Genomic DNA, 22,117 nt, shown 5'->3' with positions numbered 1-22,117 from the left:
CGAATTCTATCAAAGCTGGCCTTTCCTGCAGTGACTCTTATAATCGCGCCACCTCGTATCCACGCGTGCCGGGCCTTGCCCGCGCTGCTTGCGTCATCTTTCGGAGACCCACCATGTTCAAGCGCTCCCTGTCACTGGTCGCCGGCCTCGCTCTTTGCGCCAGCGCCGTCACCAGCTTCGCTGCCGATGTCTTGCGTGTTTCGGCCATCCCGGACGAGGCGCCCACCGAACTGCTGCGCAAGTTCAAGCCGCTGGGTGCCTACCTTGAAAAGCAGATCGGCATGAAGGTCGAGTTCGTGCCGGTGGCCGACTACCCTGCCGTGGTCGAGGCGCTGGCGACCGATCGCCTGGACATGGCCTGGCTGGGCGGTTTCACCTTCGTTCAGGTCAACCTGAAGACCGGCAACGCGATTCCCCTGGTACAGCGCGAGCAGGATGCGCAGTTCACCAGCAAGTTCATCACCAGCGACCCGAACGTCAAGTCGCTGGCCGACCTCAAGGGCAAGACCTTCGCCTTCGGTTCGATCTCGTCGACCTCCGGCAGCCTGATGCCGCGCTACTTCATGCTGCAGGACAACATCAAGCCGGAAACCTACTTCAGCCGGGTCGCCTACTCCGGCGCCCATGACGCCACCGCGGCGTGGGTGCAGGCAGGCAAGGTCGACGCCGGCGTGCTCAATGCCAGCGTGTGGGACAAGCTGGTCAACAGCGGCAAGGTCGATACCAGCAAGGTCAAGGTGTTCGCCACCACGCCGACCTACTTCGACTACAACTGGACCGTGCGCGGCACCCTGGACCCGGCCCTGGCAGAAAAGCTCAAACAGGCCTTCCTCGCCCTCGACCCGGCCAAGCCCGACGACAAGGCCATTCTCGACCTGCAGGCGGCCAGCCGCTTCATCGCCACCAAGCCTGAGAACTACAAGGGTATCGAGGACGCCGCTCGCGCTGCCGACCTGTTGAAATGACCCTGCGGCTGTCGGCCATCGACCTGCGCCACCGCAACGGTGTGCAGGCCCTGCGCGATGTGAACCTGAGCATCGAGCCCGGCGAGCGCGTGGCAATCATCGGCCCTTCGGGCGCCGGCAAGTCCAGCCTGCTCAACGTGCTGGCAACCGCTCTGCCGCCCAGCGCCGGTGAGCTGCAGGTGCTGGGCATGCAGCCCTGGCGCCTCGGCAGTCGCGCGCGCCAGCGTCTGCGCGCACGTATCGCGCTGATCCATCAGGCCCCGCCGCTGCCGCCGCGGCAACGGGTGGTGACTGCCGTGCTGGCCGGCAAGCTGGGGCAATGGGGGCTGGGCAAGAGCCTGCTCAACCTGCTGCACCCGGTGGACATCGACGGTGCCCGTGCGCTGCTGGCGCGGCTGGACCTGGACGACAAGCTGTTCGCCCAGTGCCAGCAATTGTCCGGCGGCCAGTTGCAGCGTGTCGGCATCGCCCGCGCCCTGTACCAGGCGCCGGAGCTGTTGCTGGCGGACGAGCCCGTCTCGGCGATGGACCCGCGACTGGCCAGGCACACGCTGGACATGCTCTGCCAGCACGCCAGCGAACAGCACGTCACGCTGGTGGCCAGCCTGCACACGGTGGAGCTGGCGCTGGCCTGCTTCCCACGGATCGTCGGCGTGCGCGACGGCCAGATCGCTTTCGACCTGGAGGCCACGCAGGTCACCGCGCAGCGCCTGGAGGCGTTGTACGCGAACGAACACCTGAGCCGCGTGCAAACGCCGGCCGACACCCCTGCTCACTGGCTGCCGCGATGCTGAGCAGGGACCGACGCGACCCTGCCGCGCTGCCGCGCCTTCTGCTTGCCGCCCTGGCGGTGCTGTTGTTGTGGCCCGGCATACGCCTGGCCGAGCTCGATCCATGGGTCCTGTTCGACCCTGCCAGCACCCAGTCCATGGGGGCCTTTCTCGCCGACTTCTGGCCGCCCGCGCATGACCCCGCGTTTCTGACGCTGCTGCTGGACGCCACCTTGCAGACCCTGGCCATCGCCACGGCCGGCATGGCCCTGGCGCTGACCTTGGCCATTCCCGCCGGCCTGCTGGCCAGCCGCGCGCTGTCGCTGTCGGCTGCCAACCTCGGCGGCCAACCCGGATGGGCTGGCACCTGCGTACGCTGGCCGGTGCGTGGCGTGTTGATTTTTCTGCGCAGCGTGCCGGAAATCGTCTGGGCCCTGCTGTTCGTCCGCGCCGTCGGCCTGGGCCCGACGGCCGGCGTGCTGGCCATCGCCATCACCTACGCCGGCATGCTCGGCAAGGTGTATGCCGAGATCTGTGAGTCGGTCGACCAGCGCCCGGCCCAGGCGCTGCTGCGCGCCGGCGCCGGCCGGCTGGCTGCGTTCGCCTACGGCATTCTCCCGGCCGCGGCCGCCGAGCTGACCTCCTACACCGTGTACCGCTGGGAATGCGCCGTGCGCGCCTCGGTGGTGATGGGCTTCGTCGGCGCCGGCGGGCTGGGCCAGCAGATCGACCTGTCGATGCGCATGTTCGCCTCGGCCGAGGTGGCCAGCATGCTGCTGACGTTCATCGCCCTGGTGTTGCTCGCGGACCTGCTCAGCCGCCTGCTCAGGGGACGCTTCGCATGAGGCGCCTAAGCAACCTGCTGCTGGTGCTGGCGATGGTGCTGGCGGTGGTCGGCTCCTTCGTCTATCTGGGCCTGGACCTGTTCACCCTGACCAATGTCGACAGCCTGCAGCACATGACCAGCTACGCGGCACGCTTCATGTCGCCTGACCTCAGTGCCACCCACCTGCGCGCGGTGGGCCATGGCGCGCTGGAAACCCTGGCGATGTCGGCGTTGGGCACGCTGCTGGCGGCGCTCGCCGGTCTGCTGCTGGCCATCCCCGCAGCCGGGCGCCTGGGCTGGCTGGCGCAAGGCGTGACGAAACTGGTGCTCAATGCCCTGCGGGCCATTCCCGAACTGGTCTGGGCGGTGTTGATGGTGCTCGCCGCAGGCCTGGGGCCGAATGCCGGCACCCTGGCCCTGGCGCTGCACACCGCCGGGGTCCTCGGCCGTCTGTTTGCCGAGGCCCTGGAAAACACCCCTGCCGCACCCGCCGCCGCCATCCGCCTGCAGGGCGGCAATGCCTGGCTGGCCTTCTGTTACGGCACCTTGCCCAATCTGTGGCCGCAACTGCTGGCCTACACCCTGTACCGTTGGGAAAACAATATTCGCATGGCCAGCATCCTCGGTTTCGTCGGTGCCGGCGGGCTGGGACAGATGCTTTACGTGAGCCTGAGCCTGTTCCAGGAAGCACGGGCCAGCACGCTCATCTTGGCCATGCTGGCGCTGGTACTGGCGGTGGATGCCTTGAGCGGCTGGATGCGCCAACGCTGGATTCGCCTGTAGCCAGGCCGTGCTGAGCGCAAACGGCATTCGACCTTGGTGTATTTCGACATTGGTCGCGTTGACAAGATCGCCGAGAGCTGTCGATAATCCGAAATAAGTCATACGACAACAGATGACAAAATAATAACGATAAAAGGACTCGCTCATGACAGGCACTCACTCCGTCCAGAATCCCTTCGATCGCCTTCTCCTGACCGGCGCCGCCGGCGGTCTGGGGAAGGTGCTGCGAGAAAGTCTGAAACCCTTCGCCCGCACCCTGCGGCTCTCCGATATCGTCCCGCTTCCCGCCTCTTCCGATACTGGTTCTGCTACCCGTTCCGACACGCAGGAAGAATTCCAGTTGTGCGATCTCGCCGACAAGCAGGCAGTGCACGAGCTGGTGCAGGGCGTGGACGCCATCGTGCATTTTGGCGGGGTGTCGGTGGAGCACGCGTTCGAAGACATCCTGGGGCCCAATATCTGCGGGGTTTTCCACATCTACGAAGCCGCACGCCGGCATGGCGTCAAGCGCGTGGTGTTCGCCAGCTCCAACCACGTGATCGGTTTCTACAAGCAGGACCAGACCATCGACGCCCATTCGCCCCGGCGTCCGGACAGCTATTACGGCCTGTCCAAGTCCTACGGCGAAGACCTGGCAACGTTCTACTTCGATCGCTACGGCATCGAAACCGTCAGCATCCGCATCGGCTCTTCGTTTCCCGAGCCGGCCAATCGCCGAATGATGAGCACCTGGCTCAGTTTCGACGACCTGACCCGCCTCATCGAGCTGAGCCTGTTCACCCCGGACGTCGGCCACACGGTGGTGTATGGCGCCTCGGCGAACCGTGACTTGTGGTGGGACAACCGTTTTGCCGCGCACCTGGGCTTCACACCCAAGGACAGCTCGGAAGTGTTCCGCGACAAGATCGAAGCTCAGCCGATGCCTGCCGCCGACGACCCGGCGAGGGTCTATCAGGGCGGCGCCTTCGTGGCCGCCGGGCCGTTTGGCGACAACTGAATCCTTTGCGACTTTAAAACAACAACAACGCTGGAGTTATCCATGGATTTCAAACGCACGTTACTCGTAGCCGCTCTCCCGCTCGCCTTCTGCCTGTCCGGGCTGGCGCAGGCCGAGATCAAGATCAAGTTCGCCGAAGTGCACCCGGCCGGCTACCCGCCGGTGGTGGCCGAGCAGGCCATGGGCAAGAAACTCGAAGAGCAGAGCAAGGGCGAGATCAGCTTCAAGATGTTCGCAGGCGGTGTACTGGGTTCCGAGAAGGAAGTGGTCGAGCAGGTGCAGAGCAACGCGGTGCAGATGACCCGCGTGAGCCTGGGCATCGTCGGCCCGGTAGTACCGGACGTGAACGTGTTCAACCTGCCGTTCATTTTCCGCGACCAAGCCCACATGCGCAGCATCATCGACGGCGAGATCGGTCAGGAGATTCTCGACAAGATCACCAACTCCGAATTCAACCTGGTCGCGCTGGGCTGGATGGATGGCGGTACGCGCAACCTCTACTCCAAGAAGCCGGTACGGCAGATCAGTGACCTCAAGGGCATGAAGATCCGCGTGCAAGGCAACCCGGTGTTCATCGACACCATCAACCAGATGGGCGGCAACGGCATCGCCATGGCCACCGGCGAGATCTTCAGCGCCCTGCAGACCGGCGTGATCGACGGCGCCGAGAACAACCCGCCGACCATGCTCGAACACAACCACTACCAGAACGCCAAGTTCTACACGCTCACCGAACACCTGATCCTCCCCGAGCCGATCGTGATGTCGAAGATCACCTGGAACAAGCTCAACCCCGAGCAACAGGCGCTGGTGAAAAAGCTCTCTCGCGAAGCACAAATGGAAGAGCGCGTGCTGTGGGACAAGAAATCCAGCGAAGCCGAAGCCAAGCTCAAGGCCGGTGGCGTGGAGTTCATCACACTCACGCCCGAGCAGAAGAAAGCCTTCTACGATGCGACCCAGCCAGTGCGCGACAAGTACGGCGCGCCGTACAAAGAGCTGATCACCCGCATCGAAGCCGTCAAGTAAGTCTGTCCGTCAACACCACGGGGGACCGGGCATGTGCCCGCTCCCCCGCCGCTGGGTGAGCCTCATGAAAAACACTGTGCTGCGTTTCAACGACCTGCTTTACCGGGTGTGCATCGGGATCGCCGGCTTGTCGGTCCTGACCATGACCCTGATCATTCCATGGGGCATCTTTACTCGCTACGCGCTGGGCAGCGGTTCCAGTTGGCCGGAGCCGGTGGCGATCCTGCTGATGGTGGTCTTCACCTTCTTCGGCGCCGCCGCCAGCTACCGCGCCGGCGCGCACATGGCCGTGGCCATGGCGGTGGACCGCATGCCGGCGCAGGTTCGCCGAGTGGCGGCATTCGCGGTTCAGTTGCTGATGGCGGTGGTCGCGCTGTTCATGATCTTCAAGGGCTTCAAGCTGTGCGCCAACACCTGGAACCAGTACCTGGGTGAAATTCCTTCCATGCGGGTAGGCATTTCCTACCTGCCCATCCCGATCGGCGGCATCGTGACTTTGGTATTCATCCTCGAGAAGCTGTTCCTGGGTGACCAGAGCCACCGCGCCGTGATGCGGTTCGACGTCGTAGAAGCCAGTGAAGGTGCCGCGTAAATGGATGCTCTCATACTGTTGGGCAGCTTCATCGCCTTGATCCTGGTGGGCATGCCGGTGGCCTATGCGCTGGGCCTGTCGGCGTTGATCGGGGCCTGGTGGATCGACATCCCGGCCGACGCCCTGATGATCCAGATTGCCGGTGGGGTGAACAAATTCTCGCTGCTGGCCATTCCGTTCTTCGTGCTGGCGGGTGCGATCATGGCCGAAGGCGGCATGTCGCGCCGGCTCGTAGCCTTCGCCGGCGTGCTGGTGGGTTTCGTGCGCGGTGGGTTGTCGCTGGTCAACATCGTCGCTTCGACCTTTTTCGGGGCCATCTCCGGCTCGTCGGTCGCCGATACCGCGTCGGTGGGTTCGGTGTTGATTCCGGAGATGGAGCGGGCCGGCTATCCGCGTGATTTCTCCACGGCCGTAACCGTCAGCGGCTCGGTCCAGGCCCTGCTGACGCCACCGAGCCACAACTCGGTGCTGTACTCGCTGGCCGCTGGCGGCTCGGTGTCGATCGCTTCGCTGTTCATGGCCGGGATCATGCCAGGGCTATTGCTCAGTGCGGTGATGATGGGCTTGTGCATGATCTTTGCGCGCAAGCGCAACTATCCCAAGGGCGAAGTCATTCCGATGCGCCAGGCGCTGAAGATCGCCGGTGAGGCATTGTGGGGAATGATGGCGCTGGTGATCATTCTCGGCGGCATTCTCTCGGGCGTGTTCACCGCGACCGAATCGGCAGCCATCGCCGTGTTGTGGTCGTTCTTCGTGACCATGTTCATCTACCGTGACTACAAGTGGCGCGACCTGCCCAAGCTGATGCACCGGGCGGCACGGACCATTTCCATCGTAATGATTCTGATCGGTTTCGCTGCCAGCTTCGGGTACATCCTGACGCTGATGGAAATCCCGATGAAGATCACCACGGCGTTCCTGACGCTGTCGGACAACCGCTACGTGATCCTGATGTGCATCAACGTGATGCTGCTGATGCTGGGCACGATCATGGACATGGCGCCGCTGATTCTGATCCTGACACCGATCCTGTTGCCGGTGATCGTCAGCGTGGGTGTGGATCCGGTGCATTTCGGCATGATCATGCTGGTGAACCTGGGCATAGGCCTGATCACACCGCCGGTCGGCGCGGTGCTGTTCGTCGGTGCGGCGGTCGGCAAGGTGACCATCGAAGCCACGGTCAAGGCGCTGCTGCCGTTCTACCTGGCGCTGTTCCTGGTGCTGATGCTGGTCACCTACATTCCGGCCATCTCCCTCTGGCTGCCGAGCGTGGTGTTGTAAATACAAGTGTTGCGGGGTGTCCAACACCCCGCAGCGAACAGATGCACTGAAATCCCTTGTAGCAGCGGCGCAAGCCGCGTCGGTGGTCACGCACATCCCCCCACACCACCGCAGCCCCTGTAGCAGCGGCGCAAGCCGCGTCGGCGGTCACGCACATCTCCCTACACCACCGCAGCCCCCTGTAGCAGCGGCGCGAGCCGCGTCGGCGGTGCATGCTATCCGGCTGTCACACCGCGGCGTATCCGGACGCGGCTTGCGCCGCTGCTACAGGGGACGGAGGTGTTCCTCGAGGGCCTTCGTAGGAGCGGTCCGTGGCCGCGAAGTTGTCGCCGCGGTGTGCCAGACCATCCGCGGTGCCCTTTCGCGGCCGATGACCGCTCCTACGCAGGGTGCTGGCGGCGGTGGGCTCGTCACGCACATCCCCACACCACCGCAGCCCCCTGTGGCAGCGGCGCAAGCCGCGTCGGCGGTGCGTGCTATCCGGCTGTCACATAGCGGCGTATCTGGACGCGGCTTGCGCCGCTGCTACAGGGGGGACGGAGGTGTTCCTCAAGGGCCTTCGTAGGAGCGGTCCGTGGCCGCGAAGTTGTCGCCGCGGTGTGCCAGACCATCCGCGGTGCCCTTTCGCGGCCGATGACCGCTCCTACGCAGGGTGCTGGCGGCAGTCACGCACATCCCCCACACCACCGCAGCCCCTGTAGCAGCGGCGCAAGCCGCGTCGGCGGTGCATGCTGTCCGGCTGTCACACCGCGGCGTGTCCGGACGCGGCTTGCGCCGCTGCTACAGGGATCGTGGTAGAGGTTTCGGTTGTATAGACGATGGGCCGGTGTTCCGCTGCCAGGCGGCGCTCCCAGCGCCAGGCGTCGCGCAGCATGTCGTCCAGGCTGCGTCGGGCCTGCCAGCCCAGCTCGCGGCGCGCCTTGCCCGGGTTGGCCCAGCACTGCGCCACGTCGCCTGCGCGCCTGGGCTCGAAGGCCAGGGCGATGGGCACTCCGCAGGTGCGGGTGAAAGCATCGACCACCTGCAACACCGAATACCCCCGCCCGGTTCCCAGATTCCAGACGCGCACGCCGCTGCCGCCCAACAATGCCTGCAAAGCCCGCCAGTGCCCTTCGGCGAGGTCCATCACATGCACGTAATCACGAACGCCGGTGCCGTCCGGCGTGGCGTAGTCGTTGCCGAACACCTGCAGCACGTCGCGCCGCCCACTGGCCACCTGCAGCAGATACGGCAGCAGGTTGTTCGGCACCTGTGCCGGCGCCTCGCCCAGCTCGCCCGATTCATGGGCGCCGATGGGGTTGAAATAACGCAGCAGCCCGACCGACCAGCGCGCATCCGAAGCCGCCAGGCTGAGCATGACGTTCTCCGCCATCAGCTTGGAAAACCCGTACGGGTTGGTCGGCAATCCGGTGGCGCAGGTTTCGTCGATGGGCATCGTGGCGCAGTCGCCATAGACCGTCGCCGAAGAGCTGAAAATCAGCGTGAAGACACCGGCGGCCGCCATCGCCTGGCACAGCGCAATGCTGCCGCCGACATTGCTGTCGTAATAGCGCAACGGCTCGCGCACGCTCTCGCCAACCGCTTTCAAGCCAGCGCAGTGAATCACCGCAGCGATGGGAAAATCCGCGAACAGGGCATCCAGTTGCGCTCGGTTGCGCACGTCGCCGAGTACGAACCGGGCCCGCCGCCCGCCCAGCCGGGCAATACGCTCCAGGCTTGCACGCGAGCTGTTGCAGAGGTTGTCGAAGATCACCACCGTCTGCCCATGAGCAAGCAGTTGCAGCACCACCTGTGCGCCGATGTAGCCCGTACCGCCTGTGACCAGAATCATCGCCGTCGCTCCCGTCGCCCGCAGGCGCACCGGTCAAGATCAAGGGATAGCACCTGCGTGATACGACGACGGGATCAGGCCTATGAAACTATGGGCGCGCGCGGTGGCGCGGAGTTCCAGGCGGCAGCCAGACGGTTGGCATATCCCAGGCGGTCGGCAAATCAAAGTTGAACGCCGCCTGCAGCGACGGCGTCTGAATCAGTATCAACGCATCGCGCGCATGCACTCGCTCGCCGCACTGCCTTGCAACATCCATCCGGGTGGCGTCGAAGCCCAGCTCAACTGGCTTCAGTCCCGATTCAGGCACTGACCAAGGACACCCCCATGACCGATGTGGCGCCGCCCGGCTTCATCCCTGCCCCACTGTCCACTCCAGCGCGCACCGCGACGCCCACAGGCCGACCGCTGATGCTGTGCCTGTCGCACTTGCGCTGGGGGTTCGTCTACCAGCGACCCCAGCACCTCATGTCACGCCTGGCGCAGAGCTACGACGTGCTGTTCTTCGAAGAACCGCTGTTCGCCGAGCATGTGCAACCGCAGTTGCTGGCCAGCCATCCAGCACACGGCGTGACCGTGCTGGTGCCGCAGCTGCCGGCGGGCACCCCTCACGACCAGGTCATCGCGATGCAGCGCGACCTGCTCGATGGCTACCTGGCCCAGCACCGCGACGCCGAACTGCTGCTCTGGTACCTGACCCCGATGAGCCTGGCGTTCACTGACCATCTGCACGGCCAGGTGACTATCTTCGATTGCATGGACGAGTTGTCCGCATTCATGGGCGCCCCGCCGGAACTCATCGAAAGGGAACGCCAACTGTTGGCGCGTGCCGACGTGGTGTTCACCGGGGGGCAGAGTCTGTGGGAAGCCAAGCGCCATCAGCACGACAACGCCCACGCCATGCCCAGCAGTGTCGACATCGCCCACTTCGCCCAGGCCCGGGCGTTGCTGCCCGATCCGGCCGATCAGGCCGCGATCGGCCACCCGCGGCTGGGCTTCTTCGGTGTCATCGACGAGCGTTTCGACATCCAGTTGGTCGATGAGCTGGCCCGGCAGCGGCCACAGTGGCAGATCGTGCTGATCGGCCCGGTGGTGAAGATCGATCCGCAGACCTTGCCGCAACGCGCCAACATTCACTACCTCGGGGCGAAGCAGTATGAGCAATTGCCCCACTACCTGGCCGGCTGGGACGTTGCCCTCATGCCGTTCGCGATCAATGCTTCCACGCGCTTCATCAGCCCGACCAAGACCCCCGAATACCTCGCTGGCGGGCGCCCGGTGGTGTCGACGCCGATTGCCGACGTGATCAGCGGCTACGGCACCAGCGGTGTCGTAAGCATCGCCGACACCCCCGCTGCATTCATCGCTGCGGTGGAACGCGCACTGGGTGCCGAAGCCCGCGACAGCGTGGTCGTCCAGGCCGATGCCGCATTGGATGGCATGTCGTGGGACAAGACCTGCAACGCCATGAAGGAGCAGATCGAATGCCTCAGGTAACCCTCGACAGCGCCTGCCGTGGTCCGTCCGCCCACGGCGATGGACGCCCTTATGACTACGTGGTGGTGGGTGCCGGCTTCGCTGGCAGCGTCATTGCCGAGCGCCTGGCCGCAGGGCTTGGCATGAACGTGCTGGTGATCGACCGCCGTGAGCATATCGGCGGCAACGCCTACGACCATCTGGATGCAGCGGGCGTCATGGTCCACCGCTACGGGCCGCACATCTTCCATACCAACGCCCAGCGCATCGTCGACTATCTGTCGCGTTTCACCCAGTGGCGCCCTTACGAGCACCGCGTGCTGGCCCAGGTCGACGACCACCTGGTGCCGATCCCGATCAACCTGACCACGCTCAATACGCTGTTCGGCTTGCAGATGGACGAGGCCGGGGCCGAGCGCTTTCTTGCCGAACGGGCGCAGCCGGTTGAATGCATCCGCACCTCCGAGGATGTGGTGATCAATCAGATCGGCGAGCAGCTCTACCAGAAGTTCTTCCAGGGCTACACCCGCAAGCAGTGGGGCCTGGACCCTTCGCAGCTGGACAAGTCGGTGACCTCGCGGATCCCCACGCGCACCAACGTCGACGACCGCTACTTCACCGACAGTTTTCAGGCCATGCCGCTCGATGGCTACACACGCATGTTCGAGAACATGCTCGACCATCCCCGCATCGACGTGTTGCTGGACACCGATTTCGCCCGGGCGCGCGAGCAGTTGGCGTACACCCAGCTGATCTATTGCGGCCCGGTGGACGAATACTTCGAGTTCCGCCTGGGTCGCCTGCCCTACCGGTCGCTGCGCTTCGAACACAAGACCCTCCAGCAACCACAGTTGCAGGCGGTGGCCGTAGTCAACTACCCCGATGAAGCGGTGCCCTACACGCGCATCACCGAATACAAGCACCTCACCGGTCAGCAACATCCGCACACCAGCATCACCTACGAATACCCCTGCGCCGAAGGCGACCCCTACTACCCGATTCCGCGGGCCGAAAACGCCCAGCTGTATCAACGCTACAAAGCGCTGGCGGACGACACGCCGGAGGTGACATTCCTCGGGCGACTGGGCACCTACAAGTACTACAACATGGATCAGGTCGTGGGCCAGGCGCTGGCACTGTATCAACGGATCGAGCAGCAAGCCTTGCCGACCGAGGGAGCCGGGGCGTCGACGGCGCTCGACGAGCAAGGCGCTTGAACCCGCCTGGCCTGTTCAATACCTTCATCATGGCCGGCTACGAATGCGCCGCGCAGCGGCGGCGCGATGGTGAACGTGTGGATGTGCAGGTCAGCACCGGCCATCTGCGCTGGGCGGCCCATGACTATCGTCAGTTGCTGGCCAGTGGCATTGGTGCCGCGCGCGACGGCCTGCGCTGGCATGTGATCGAACAGCGTTCAGGGTATTACGACTGGAGCAGTTTCCTGCCCCTGCTGCGCGCCGCACGCGAGTGCAATCTGCAGGTGGTGTGGGACCTGTGTCACTACGGCTACCCGGATGGCCTGGATATCTGGCGACCCGAATTCGTCGAACGCTTTGCGCGCTTCTCCGGGGCCGCGGCACGGTTGATGGTTGATGAAGGCTTCGAGGCGCCCTTTTGTTCCCCCATCAACGAGATGTCGTTCTGGAGTTGGGCCGGCGGCGACGTCGGCTATTTCAACCCCGGCGCGCATGGCCGTGGGCTGGAACTCAAGCATCAGCTGGTGCGGGCCAGCATCGAGGCGATCGAGGCCATTCGCGCGCAGGCGCCCGCGGCGCGTTTGGTTCAGTGCGACCCGCTGATTCACGTCGTGCCGGACTCATCACGCGCCGTGGACCAGGAGCGCGCCGAGGGTCAGCGGCTGTCGCAGTTCCAGGCCTGGGACATGCTGGCCGATCGGCAGTGGCCGGGGCTGGGCGGCTGTGAGGCCTACCTGGACATCATTGGGGCCAACTTCTACCCGCAGAATCAGTGGCGGCACAATGGCGAACGGATCTTGCGCGGGCACCCCGAGTTTCGTCCGCTGGCCGGGCTGCTGGCTGAGCTCCATCGGCGTTACGGACGGCCGATTCTGCTGGCCGAAACCGGCGCCGAGGGTGATGCGCGCGGGCCGTGGCTGGACTACGTGGGCAGCCAGCTGGCAGTGGCGCTGCAACGCGGGGTCGATGTGCAGGGGCTGTGCTGGTATCCATTCCTGGACTATCCGGGTTGGGACGATGGCCGTTATTGTCCCGCAGGCGTGTTCGGCGACGCCGACGGTGCAGGTACCCGCGCGCCGTATCATCCGTTGCTGATGCAGTTGCAGGCGTTGGAAAAGCTGCACCGGCCCGGTCAGTGACCGCAGCCACGCGTTGCCCCCGGACGCGGCTCGCGCCGCTGCTACAGGGGACACAGGCGTGCCTGCAGGCCCTTCGTAGGAGCGGTCTGTGGCCGCGAAGCCGTCGCCACGGTGTGCCAGATAATCCACAGCGCCCCTTCGCGGCCGATGACCGCTCCTACGGGGAGTGCAGGCGCCCCCATACACCCCCGCAGCCCTGTAGCAGCGGCGCAAGCCGCGTCAGCGGTGCATGCTATCCGGCTGTCACACCGCGGCGTATTCGGACGCGGCTCGCGCCGCTGCTACAGGGGATGGAGGCGTGCCTGCAGGGCCTTCGTAGGAGCGGTCTATGGCCGCGAAGCCGTCGTCGTGGTGTGTCAGATAATCCACAGCGCCCCTTCGCGGCCATTGACCGCTCCTACGGGGAGTGCAGGCGCGTCGGCGGACACACACCCCCGCAGCCCCTGTAGCAGCGGCGCAAGCCGCGTCGGCGGTGCATGCGATACCCGCGGGCTTTGGAGGGTTGGCCTGGTCGATCAACGCGCGCAACTGGCGAGCAGCAGCTCTTCGAACCGCGCGCCGTCCAGGGGCCGACTCAGGTAATAACCCTGGCCCTCGTCGCAAGCCACCAAATCCAGCAGCTGCAACTGTTCCAGCGTTTCCACCCCTTCGGCCGTCACCGTCAGCGACAGTGCCCGACCCAGGCCGATCACCGCCTCGATGATGGCCAGGTCGGGTTGGCTGTCGCCCAGCCGGCCGACGAAACTGCGGTCGATCTTGAGCCCATCGAAGGGAAACGTGCGCAGGTAGCTCAGCGATGAATAGCCGGTGCCGAAATCATCCATGGCCAGCCGGACGCCGAGGCCCTTCAGCGCTCGCATCAGGGTCAACGCATTGTCGGCATCTTCGAGCATCACGCTTTCGGTAACCTCAAGCTCCAGCCTCGCCGCCGTCAGGCCCGACCTCAACAAGGCGGCCCTGACCCGCTCCACCAATTGTCCGCCCTGGAACTCCTTGGAAGACACGTTGACCGACACGAACAGCTCTTCGGGCCATTGACTGGCCTGCCGGCAGGCCGCGTTCATCACCCAGTCGCCAAGTGCGGTGATCAAGCCCGTGTCTTCGGCGATCGGAATGAATGCATCAGGCGCCAGCAGGCCACGCTGTGGATGCTGCCAGCGCACCAGCGCCTCGGCCCCGACCATCTGGCCGTCGGCAATGCGGAAGCGCGGCTGGTATTGCAGGCATAACTCGCCATGCTTGATCGCATAGCGCAGGTCGCTTTCCAGGCGCCGACGTTCGATGATCCGCTCATTCATGTCGCCATCATAGAAACGCCAGGTGCCGCGCCCGCTCGCCTTCGCCTCGTACAAGGCGATGTCCGAATAGCGCAGCAGTTCAGGGGCGTGCGCCGCATCGCCCGGCGACACGGCAATGCCGATACTGGCGCTGACATGGATGTCCTGGTCGTCGACCTCGATGACCTGCTCGATCAGCTCGATCAGCCGTCGACACAGTGCCTCGATCTCCGCATGCCCGACCGCGCCCGCCACGACCATGACGAATTCGTCGCCACCGACCCGGGCGACGATGTCCTGGCTGCGCACGCATTGCCTGATGCGCTCGCCGATCTGGTACAGCACGCGGTCGCCGGTAGCATGGCCGAGCAGGTCGTTGACCGGCTTGAACCGATCCAGGTCGATGGTCAGCATGACCAGGGGCTGGCGGGCGGCGAGCGCGTTTTCCAGACGGCTTTCCAGGTAGTCGCGCAACTGGCTGCGGTTGGGCAGGCCGGTCAGCACGTCATGGCGCGACAGGTACTCGACCCGTCGCCGCGCGTCGATCTCCTCGGTGACATCGGTGGCGGTACCCCGAAAGCCTTGATCGCCGATGGTCCGCGCAGCGATCCGCGCCGTACGCCGTTGCCGATGCACGTCCATATAGCTGCATTCGGTGGTCAGGTTGCCCTGCCCTGGATTGCCGCGCAGCCACGCCAGGAGCGTGCCCTGGGGCAATTCGACCAGGTCGTCGATCGAGATGCCCAGCCATTGCGCCTTGCCCACGCCAGTGACCGTCTCGAAGCGGTCGGACAGGTAGGTGACATGACCATCGCCATCGGTTTCCCAGATCCAGTCGGAGCTGGCTTCGGCTACGTCGCGAAAGCGCGACTCGCTGAGCGCCAGCGCCACCTGGCTGTCGCGCAGCAATTGGTGGCTGCTGTCCAGGGCGCGCGCAGCGCGAGTATTGCGCCGCAGCATGACCCAGGTCATGCCGAGGATGATCAGCGTCGCCAGGATGATCATGGGCAATACCACGATGATCATCTGCCGCCCCGGCCTTGCTGCGTCCCACTGCATGTCGAAAGTCGTGCCGTGCTCGGCCGCGACCAGCGCGTGGGCAGCCGTGGTGTCATCGGTACGGGCCACCCGCAGCCCGCGCAGGCCCATACTCTCGCCGAGCGCTTGAAGCCGCTGCGGATCGAGACGATTGACCACCAGCATGACCGACGGCGGCCGGTCGTCGGTCTGCACCGTAGGGTCGGTGCTGGGCGTGATCGCTGCCGCCACGACCAGGGCCGGTGTACCGGCCAGGCTGGTCAGTGCGGTGAAGACCTTTTCGTCGTCGGCCAGGGCGCGTGCGGCGGCGACCCACTCATCGACGGGGCGGCCCAGCCAATCCGCAGCCGCTATGGTTTCATACTTGCCGTCGATTACCGCATACACCGAGCGGTTGCCCGGCCCTATGACGAACGCGGCCTGGTAGCCGAAATCGTCGTACAACGCCGGACCGAAGTTTTCCCGCACATAGGCCCATTCCATGTCCACCTTGAGATGCAGGTGCCGATAGGCCTCCCCCCAGAACGAGTAGTCCTTGATGGTCAGTTGCAGAAGCCGGCGCTCGGACTCGATGCTTTTCTGCACCATCGACTGACCCTGGACGCGCTCGGTGCGATCCAGACCGTGGGCGAAATACAGGGACAGAGCGACTGCCAGTGCAAAGACCACGGCGAGGCTGGCGCAAAAGGTGACCAACGAGGTCTGCGCCAGGGCGGTGCTGCTCGCAGGCCTGGCGGGGGATGCCGGAGAGGTGAAACTGGACTTGAGCATGGATGGCCTGAAAGAGAATGCGCGGAACCGATACAAGGCTATCGGCCAGCCGCGACCTTCCATGAACACGCAGACTCTTGCCAAAGCAGACTCATGTGGAATACAGCAGACTCATGTGGGCTGCAGCAGATTCATGTGGGAGCGGGCTCTGCCCGTGAAAAGGTCAACGCTGGCCTCTTCGCGGGCAGAGCCTGCTCCCACATGAGCCAGAACAAGCTCAGGCCTTCGGTATCACACCGGCCGCGCCTTGCCGAACGTCATCTTGCCCCAGGCCAACCCCAGCACCGCCGCCACCGTGGAGGCCGCCAGCACACTGAGCTTGGCCGAAGCCAGCAGGGTCGGGTCGGAGAACGCCAGCGACGCGATGAAGATCGACATGGTGAAGCCGATCCCGGCGAGCAGACCGACCAAGCCTACCCCACTCCAGGTCACACCCTCGGGCAGCCTGCAGATGTTCAGCCTGACCAGCAGAAAGCTCATCAGCAGCACGCCCAGCGGCTTGCCCAACACCAGGGCCAGCATCACACCGCCAAACACATGCTGCGACACCGCGTCACTGAGGTTGGCGCCGGCGAAACTGACCCCGGCATTGGCCAGGGCAAACAGCGGCATGACGCCGAACGCCACCCACAGGTGCAGCCCGACCTGTATCCGCTGCACCGGCGGCAGCACTTCACGCTGCGCATCACGCAATTGCCTGAGCGGCTCGGCCACCGCCTCGCGGTTGTCCGTGCCGGGGGTGAAGCGTTCCATCAGCTCGTTGAAGTTGCGGCGGATGATATCCACCGGGCGCTCGCTCATCGGCTTGGAATAGACCGGCGTCATCAAGCCCAGAATCACCCCGGCCAGGGTGGGATGCACGCCCGTCTTGAGCAGGCCGAACCAGACGATCGCGCCCGGCAACACATAGGCATACGCCTTGCTGATGCCCATGCGCTGGAACAGCAGCACCAGCAGCAGCCCGGCCACGGCCACCAGCAGACCCAGATAATCGAGGCTGGCGGTATAGAACACGGCGATGATCAGGATGGCCACGATATCGTCGATGATCGCCAGGGCCAGCAGCAGGATCCGCACGCTGGCGGGAATGGATTTACCCAGCAGCGCCAGCACGCCGACGGCGAAGGCGATGTCGGTGGCGGTCGGCACTGCCCAGCCGGCACTGGCCGGAGTGCCGTGGTTGAGGGCAAGGTAGAGCAAGGCGGGCATCAGCACGCCACCCAGTGCCGCACCCAGCGGCAGGGCTGCCAGCTGCAGGTTGGCCAGCGCGCCATCCTTGATTTCCTGGCGTATCTCGGCACCCACCACCAGAAAGAAAATGGTCATCAGGCCATCGTTGACCAGAAAATGCAGGGACTGCGAAACGCTGAAATCGCCGAGGCCCAAGGTGACCTGGGTGTGCCAGAAGTGCTCGTAGGAATCCCCTATCGAGCTGTTGGCCCAGACCAGTGCGGTGATCGCGGCAAGCAGCAACACGATGCCGCTGACGGCCTCGATGTGGGAGAAACGTTCGAGCGCCGCCAGGGCGCGTTCGGTGAGCTGTTGAGGACGGGGGATGGCAGGTGTCGCCGGTCTTTTTGCAGGCACGGTAGCTCTCCGCTGGCGGCCCGACCAACGCTGAACTTTAACCTGCCCCCTGCCGTATGCAGCGGTGCACCCGCGGCGATGATAGAAAGCCTGGGGCCAAGTTGCAACGCATCATCTCAATCCGGCACCGGTGTCGGCATCAAAGTGGCGATCAGCGCGCGAACCGTGCCGGGCAACGCCTCGAGCTCGCGTACCAGAATGCTGCGCTCGCGTATCGCCCAGGGCTCGTCCAGTTCGATGGTCACCAGGCGCATGGTACGGCTGTGCCGCAGGGCCGCCGACTCTGGAATGATACCGATGCCGACCCCGGCCTCGACCATCCGGCAGATCGCTTCGAAGCTCGACACCTGAATGCGCAGCGACAGCCCCTGGCCGATTCGCTCGACGTGCTCGCGCAGAAAGCTGAGCAAGGTGCTGCCTTCGTGCAGGGCAATGTGTTGAAACGCCAGGGTCTGTTTCAGGCTGATGCGCTTGCACTGTGCCAGCACGTGCCCCACGGGCACGGTGAGCACCAGGCGGTCGGTGCTGAAATGCATCACCTGCAGCCCCGCCGCTTCGACCGGGCCGGCGATGATACCCATGTCGGTGCTGCCGTCGAGCACGCCGCGAACGATGTCGCGCGACAGGCGCTCCTGCAGATCTACGCTTACCCCGGGGCGCCGGGCGAGAAAACCGGCCAGCACTTCGGGCAGGAACTCGGTCACCGCCGTGGTGTTGGCGAAGATACGGATGTGCCCGGCCGAGTCGGCGCCCAAGTGGGTGAAGTCGGCCTTGAGGTAGTCGACCTGACGCATGATCAGCCGGGCATGCACGAGCAGCTTCTGCCCTGCCGGCGTCAGCTCTACGCCGCGGCTGTCACGGTACAGCAGGCGCGTATCGAGTTGCTGCTCCAGTGCCTTGATCCGGGCACTGGCCGCAGCCGGCGAGAGGAACGCCCGGCGCGCGCCCTGGGTCAGGCTGGGTGATTCGCCGATATGGATGAAAAGGCGCAGGTCGGCCAGGTCGAAGTGCATGGTGGGGATCCTACCTTCAGGCGTTCGGCAAATATGAACGCCGCCTTACGCAAATGCAAATTCACAGAATGCCGCGGCCCTCGCATCATCGCAGCACAACAAAAATGCAGAGGCCACCCATGAGCGCATCAGATTCAGCCATCGACTACAGCGCCTGGATGGGCCGCACCGAGCAGGCGCACGATGTGCTCAGCCAGAACATCGCCGAGCGCATCGCCGCGACCTTCGGCGAACCTGCGCCAAAAGACGGCGAGCCGCTGCCGCCCCTGTGGCAGTGGTGCTTTTTCCAGGCGCCGGTCACCGAAGACCAGTTGGGCACCGATGGCCACCCGTTGCGCGGCGGCTTTCTGCCCGCCGCCGACAATCGCAACCGCATGTGGGCCGGTGGCCGTTTGGAGTTCATCGCGCCACTGACGGTTGGCAGCGCTGCCGAGCGCCTGTCCACTATCCTGCGTATCGAGGAAAAGCACGGCCACACCGGCGCGCTGCTGTTCGTCACGGTGCGCCACGACTACACCCAGGGCGGCCGCCTGTGCCTGCGCGAAGAGCAGGACATCGTCTACCGGGAGCCGAACCCTCCCAAGCTGTCCAGTGACCCTGCACCGGTCGCTGCGCAGTGGAGTGAAACGGTAAAGCCGACCCCGACCCTGCTGTTCCGCTACTCGGCCGTCACTTTCAACGGCCATCGCATCCACTACGACCACCCCTACGTGACTGACGTCGAGGGCTACGCTGGCCTGGTGGTGCACGGGCCGCTGATCGCCACCTTGCTGCTGCGCAGCTTCATCCGCGCCAACCCTCGAAAGCCTGTGCGCCACTTCGCCTACCGCGGCGTACGCCCTTTGACCGTGCCCACTGCGTTCCAGCTCAGTGGCTGCCTGCTCGAACAGGGCAAGGCGCGGCTGTGGGCCGGCAACGAGGCGGGCGTCGCGCAAAGCGCCGATGTCACCTTCGACTCCAGCTCCCCGCCCCAGTCCGGCCACTGACCGCGAACCCATCATCGACTCCGAGAACCGTGCCATGTCCGTCTACGATGAAGAAGACCTCAATGCCATCCGCGAGGGCGTTCGTGCCCTGTGCGCAGAATTCGACGCTGCCTACTGGCGCAAGATCGATGAGGAGAAGGGTTTTCCCGAAACCTTCGTAAAGGCCCTCACCGATGCCGGCTGGCTCTCGGCGATGATTCCCAGCGAATACGGCGGCTCGGGCCTGGGCCTGGCCGAGGCCTCGGTGATCCTCGAAGAGGTCAACGCCTGCGGTGGTAACTCGGGCACGGTGCATGGGCAGATGTACAACATGTTCACCTTGCTGCGCCACGGCAGCGAGGCGCAGAAGCGCCACTACCTGCCCAAGCTGGCCAGTGGCGAATTGCGCCTGCAATCGATGGCGGTAACCGAGCCGACCACCGGCACCGACACCACCAAGATCAAGACCACCGCCGTGCGCCAGGGCGACAAGTACGTCATCAATGGGCAGAAGGTGTGGATATCCCGAGTGCAGCATTCGGATCTGATGATTCTGCTGGCGCGTACTACACCGCTGGCCCAGGTGACGAAGAAATCCGAAGGCATGTCGATCTTCCTGGTCGATCTGCGTGAAGCGATCGGCAAGGGGCTGACCGTGCAGCCGATCGCCAACATGGTCAACCACGAGACCAACGAGTTGTTCTTCGACAACCTCGAACTGCCCGCCGACAGCCTCATCGGCGAAGAAGGCAAGGGGTTTCGCTATATCCTCGACGGCCTCAATGCCGAGCGGACGCTGATCGCTGCCGAATGCATCGGCGATGGTCGCTGGTTCATCGAAAAGGCCAGTGCCTACGCCCGCGATCGAGTGGTCTTCGGCCGGCCGATCGGACAGAACCAGGGCGTGCAGTTCCCGATTGCCGAAGCGCACATCGAGATCGAAGCAGCCGACCTGATGCGCTGGCGCGCCTGTGCCGAATATGACAGCGGGCAGAACGCCGGCGCCAGCGCCAACATGGCCAAGTACCTGGCGGCCAAGGCTTCGTGGGAGGCCGCCAATGCCTGCCTGCAGACCCACGGCGGCTTCGGTTTCGCCTGCGAATACGACGTCGAGCGCAAGTTCCGCGAAACCCGCCTGTACCAGGTCGCGCCGATCTCCACCAATTTGATCCTGTCCTACGTGGCCGAGCATCTGCTCGAATTGCCACGCAGTTTCTGAGGAGCTGTCGATGAACGCCACGCACCGTTTGGCCACCTTCCTCGCCGACCTGCACTACGAGCACATTCCCGAGCCCGTCCTCGCCCGTTGCGAAGACCTGTTCCTGGACTGGATGGGCTCGGCGCTGGCCAGCCAGGGTGCCCATCCCATTCCCCTGTTCGAGCGCTATGCACGGCGCATGGGGCCCGGCGACGGCCCCGCCAGGATGCTGGGCAGCGGCCAAGGCACATCGGCCTACTTCGCCGCGCTGGTGAACGGTGCCGCGTCGCACCTGGTCGAGCAGGACGATCTGCACAACAGCTCGGTACTGCACCCGGCCACGGTGGTGTTTTCCGCCGTCCTGGCTGCGGCTCAGGATCGCGGCAAGTCGGGGCGCGAGCTGCTGCTGGCGGCCGTGGCCGGTTACGAGGCCGGCATCCGCATCGGCGAGTTCATGGGCCGCTCCCACTATCGGATCTTCCACACCACAGCCACGGTTGGCACCCTGGCTGCCGCCGTGGCCGTGGGCAAGCTGCTGGGGTTCGACCGCGAACAGTTCATCAACCTGTTGGGCACTGCCGGCACCCAGGCCGCCGGGCTCTGGGAATTCCTGCGCGATGCGGCCGATTCCAAGCAGTTGCACGCCGCCAAGGCTGCTGCCGATGGCTTGCTGGCGGCGTACATGACCGAAGACGGTTTGAGCGGTGCGCGCAACATCCTCGAAGGCGAGCAAGGCCTGGCGGCCGGTATGTCCAGCGACGCCGACGCCACCCGCCTGGACGATCGGCTCGGCAGCCGCTGGGCGCTGGCGGAAACCTCGTTCAAGTTCCACGCATCGTGCCGCCACACCCACCCTGCCGCCGACGCCTTGCTGCACTTGATGCAACGCGAGGGCCTGCAGCACGAACAGATCGCCAAGGTCGTCACGCGCGTCCATCAGGGTGCCATCGATGTGCTCGGGCGGGTGGTCAAGCCCAGCACGGTGCACCAGGCCAAGTTTTCCATGGGCGCGGTATTGGGTCTGATTGCCGTACACGGCAGTGCGCAATTGATCGAGTTCCGCGATCTGGCGCTGACCGACCCTGCTGTCGACGGCTTCCGAGAGAAGGTCAGCATGGAGCTGGACCGCGAGGTCGACGCCGCCTACCCCGCGCGCTGGCTGGGACGGGTCGTCGTCACCACCACCGATGGCCGCACCTTGAGCGCCGCGATCGACGAGCCCAAGGGCGACCCTGGCAATACCCTTTCGCGCGCAGAACTGGAAGACAAGTTCCTGCGTCTGCTGGCCTTTTCCGGTGCACGTACGGCGAGCCAGGCGCGCGTGCTGATCGACAAGATCTGGCACCTGCGCGACGCATCGACCCTGAACGATTTGTTCTGACCCACAGG

General features: G+C 64.9%; 18 protein-coding genes. 14 read left to right on the top strand and 4 right to left on the bottom strand.

All coding sequences use genetic code 11. From position 1 onward, the window contains the following. Positions 1-113 precede the first annotated feature (113 nt). The 8 genes from IFT44_RS08400 (at position 114) to IFT44_RS08365 (ending at position 7,240) form a co-directional block, all read left to right on the top strand. Positions 114-965, top strand: a complete 852-nt coding sequence (locus IFT44_RS08400; protein ID WP_192175737.1) for a putative selenate ABC transporter substrate-binding protein — start codon at positions 114-116, stop codon at positions 963-965. Beyond that, on the top strand, positions 962-1,759 hold the full coding sequence (locus IFT44_RS08395) for a phosphonate ABC transporter ATP-binding protein (protein ID WP_185793779.1): 798 nt from the start codon (positions 962-964) through the stop codon (positions 1,757-1,759). The genes IFT44_RS08400 and IFT44_RS08395 overlap by 4 nt, the downstream gene beginning before the upstream one ends. Continuing rightward, positions 1,753-2,580 carry a PhnE/PtxC family ABC transporter permease gene (locus IFT44_RS08390; protein WP_122478987.1) on the top strand — a complete coding sequence of 276 codons (828 nt, stop codon included), beginning with the start codon at positions 1,753-1,755 and terminating at the stop codon, positions 2,578-2,580. The genes IFT44_RS08395 and IFT44_RS08390 overlap by 7 nt, the downstream gene beginning before the upstream one ends. Beyond that, positions 2,577-3,344 carry a phosphonate ABC transporter, permease protein PhnE gene (phnE, locus tag IFT44_RS08385; RefSeq protein WP_192057460.1) on the top strand — a complete coding sequence of 256 codons (768 nt, stop codon included), beginning with the start codon at positions 2,577-2,579 and terminating at the stop codon, positions 3,342-3,344. Before IFT44_RS08390 ends, phnE begins: the two co-directional genes overlap by 4 nt. A 145-nt stretch (positions 3,345-3,489) precedes the next feature. Then, on the top strand, positions 3,490-4,341 hold the full coding sequence (locus tag IFT44_RS08380; RefSeq protein WP_192057461.1) for an NAD-dependent epimerase/dehydratase family protein: 852 nt from the start codon (positions 3,490-3,492) through the stop codon (positions 4,339-4,341). A gap of 42 nt (positions 4,342-4,383) precedes the next feature. Next, on the top strand, positions 4,384-5,367 hold the full coding sequence (locus tag IFT44_RS08375; RefSeq protein WP_192175736.1) for a TRAP transporter substrate-binding protein: 984 nt from the start codon (positions 4,384-4,386) through the stop codon (positions 5,365-5,367). Positions 5,368-5,431: 64 nt separating this feature from the next. Continuing rightward, on the top strand, positions 5,432-5,959 hold the full coding sequence (locus IFT44_RS08370; protein WP_192054047.1) for a TRAP transporter small permease: 528 nt from the start codon (positions 5,432-5,434) through the stop codon (positions 5,957-5,959). After that, on the top strand, positions 5,960-7,240 hold the full coding sequence (locus IFT44_RS08365; RefSeq protein ID WP_122478995.1) for a TRAP transporter large permease: 1,281 nt from the start codon (positions 5,960-5,962) through the stop codon (positions 7,238-7,240). A gap of 742 nt (positions 7,241-7,982) precedes the next feature. Here the strand turns inward: IFT44_RS08365 and galE are convergent. Next, positions 7,983-9,071, bottom strand: coding sequence for a UDP-glucose 4-epimerase GalE (gene galE / locus IFT44_RS08360; protein ID WP_192175735.1), 1,089 nt, complete (start codon positions 9,069-9,071; stop codon positions 7,983-7,985). 408 nt (positions 9,072-9,479) lie between these two features. On the opposite strand from galE, the gene IFT44_RS08355 reads away from it, so the two are divergent. Genes IFT44_RS08355 through IFT44_RS08345 form a run of 3 tightly spaced genes read left to right on the top strand, consistent with a single transcriptional unit; the run spans position 9,480 to position 12,879 of the window. Beyond that, positions 9,480-10,565, top strand: coding sequence for a glycosyltransferase family 1 protein (locus IFT44_RS08355; protein ID WP_244652133.1), 1,086 nt, complete (start codon positions 9,480-9,482; stop codon positions 10,563-10,565). After that, positions 10,553-11,761 (top strand): UDP-galactopyranose mutase, encoded by a 1,209-nt coding sequence (gene glf / locus IFT44_RS08350; protein ID WP_192175733.1) that lies wholly within the window; start codon positions 10,553-10,555, stop codon positions 11,759-11,761. Before IFT44_RS08355 ends, glf begins: the two co-directional genes overlap by 13 nt. After that, positions 11,758-12,879, top strand: a complete 1,122-nt coding sequence (locus IFT44_RS08345) for a beta-glucosidase (protein WP_244652111.1) — start codon at positions 11,758-11,760, stop codon at positions 12,877-12,879. Before glf ends, IFT44_RS08345 begins: the two co-directional genes overlap by 4 nt. Before the next feature lie 515 nt (positions 12,880-13,394). On the opposite strand, the gene IFT44_RS08340 is transcribed toward IFT44_RS08345, so the two are convergent. The 3 genes from IFT44_RS08340 to IFT44_RS08330 form a co-directional block, all read right to left on the bottom strand. Continuing rightward, positions 13,395-15,965, bottom strand: coding sequence for a bifunctional diguanylate cyclase/phosphodiesterase (locus IFT44_RS08340; RefSeq protein ID WP_192175732.1), 2,571 nt, complete (start codon positions 15,963-15,965; stop codon positions 13,395-13,397). 231 nt (positions 15,966-16,196) lie between these two features. Further along, entirely contained in the window at positions 16,197-17,552 is a 1,356-nt protein-coding gene (gene nhaA, locus IFT44_RS08335; protein ID WP_192175731.1) for a Na+/H+ antiporter NhaA, read from the bottom strand. Positions 17,553-17,668: 116 nt separating this feature from the next. Beyond that, on the bottom strand, positions 17,669-18,565 hold the full coding sequence (locus tag IFT44_RS08330) for a LysR family transcriptional regulator (protein WP_192175730.1): 897 nt from the start codon (positions 18,563-18,565) through the stop codon (positions 17,669-17,671). Between the two features lie 119 nt (positions 18,566-18,684). Between IFT44_RS08330 and IFT44_RS08325 the strand changes: the two genes are divergently transcribed. From IFT44_RS08325 to IFT44_RS08315, 3 genes are read left to right on the top strand one after another with little or no spacing between them, the layout of a single operon-like run. Further along, complete coding sequence (locus IFT44_RS08325) at positions 18,685-19,551, top strand: transposase (RefSeq protein WP_192103742.1); 867 nt, start codon at positions 18,685-18,687, stop codon at positions 19,549-19,551. A gap of 34 nt (positions 19,552-19,585) precedes the next feature. Then, the gene (locus IFT44_RS08320) at positions 19,586-20,749 is read left to right on the top strand and encodes an acyl-CoA dehydrogenase family protein (protein ID WP_192057468.1); all 1,164 of its coding nucleotides are present in this window, start codon (positions 19,586-19,588) and stop codon (positions 20,747-20,749) included. Positions 20,750-20,759: 10 nt separating this feature from the next. After that, positions 20,760-22,109 carry an MmgE/PrpD family protein gene (locus tag IFT44_RS08315; RefSeq protein ID WP_192136520.1) on the top strand — a complete coding sequence of 450 codons (1,350 nt, stop codon included), beginning with the start codon at positions 20,760-20,762 and terminating at the stop codon, positions 22,107-22,109. Positions 22,110-22,117: the final 8 nt, after the last annotated feature.

It is taken from the genome of Pseudomonas sp. CFBP 13710, assembly GCF_014842235.1.
In the GTDB taxonomy this organism is placed as follows: Bacteria; Pseudomonadota; Gammaproteobacteria; order Pseudomonadales; family Pseudomonadaceae; genus Aquipseudomonas; species Aquipseudomonas baltica.
Note: the sequence above shows the minus strand (reverse complement) of the source record. Positions and strands in the feature narration are given on the sequence as shown.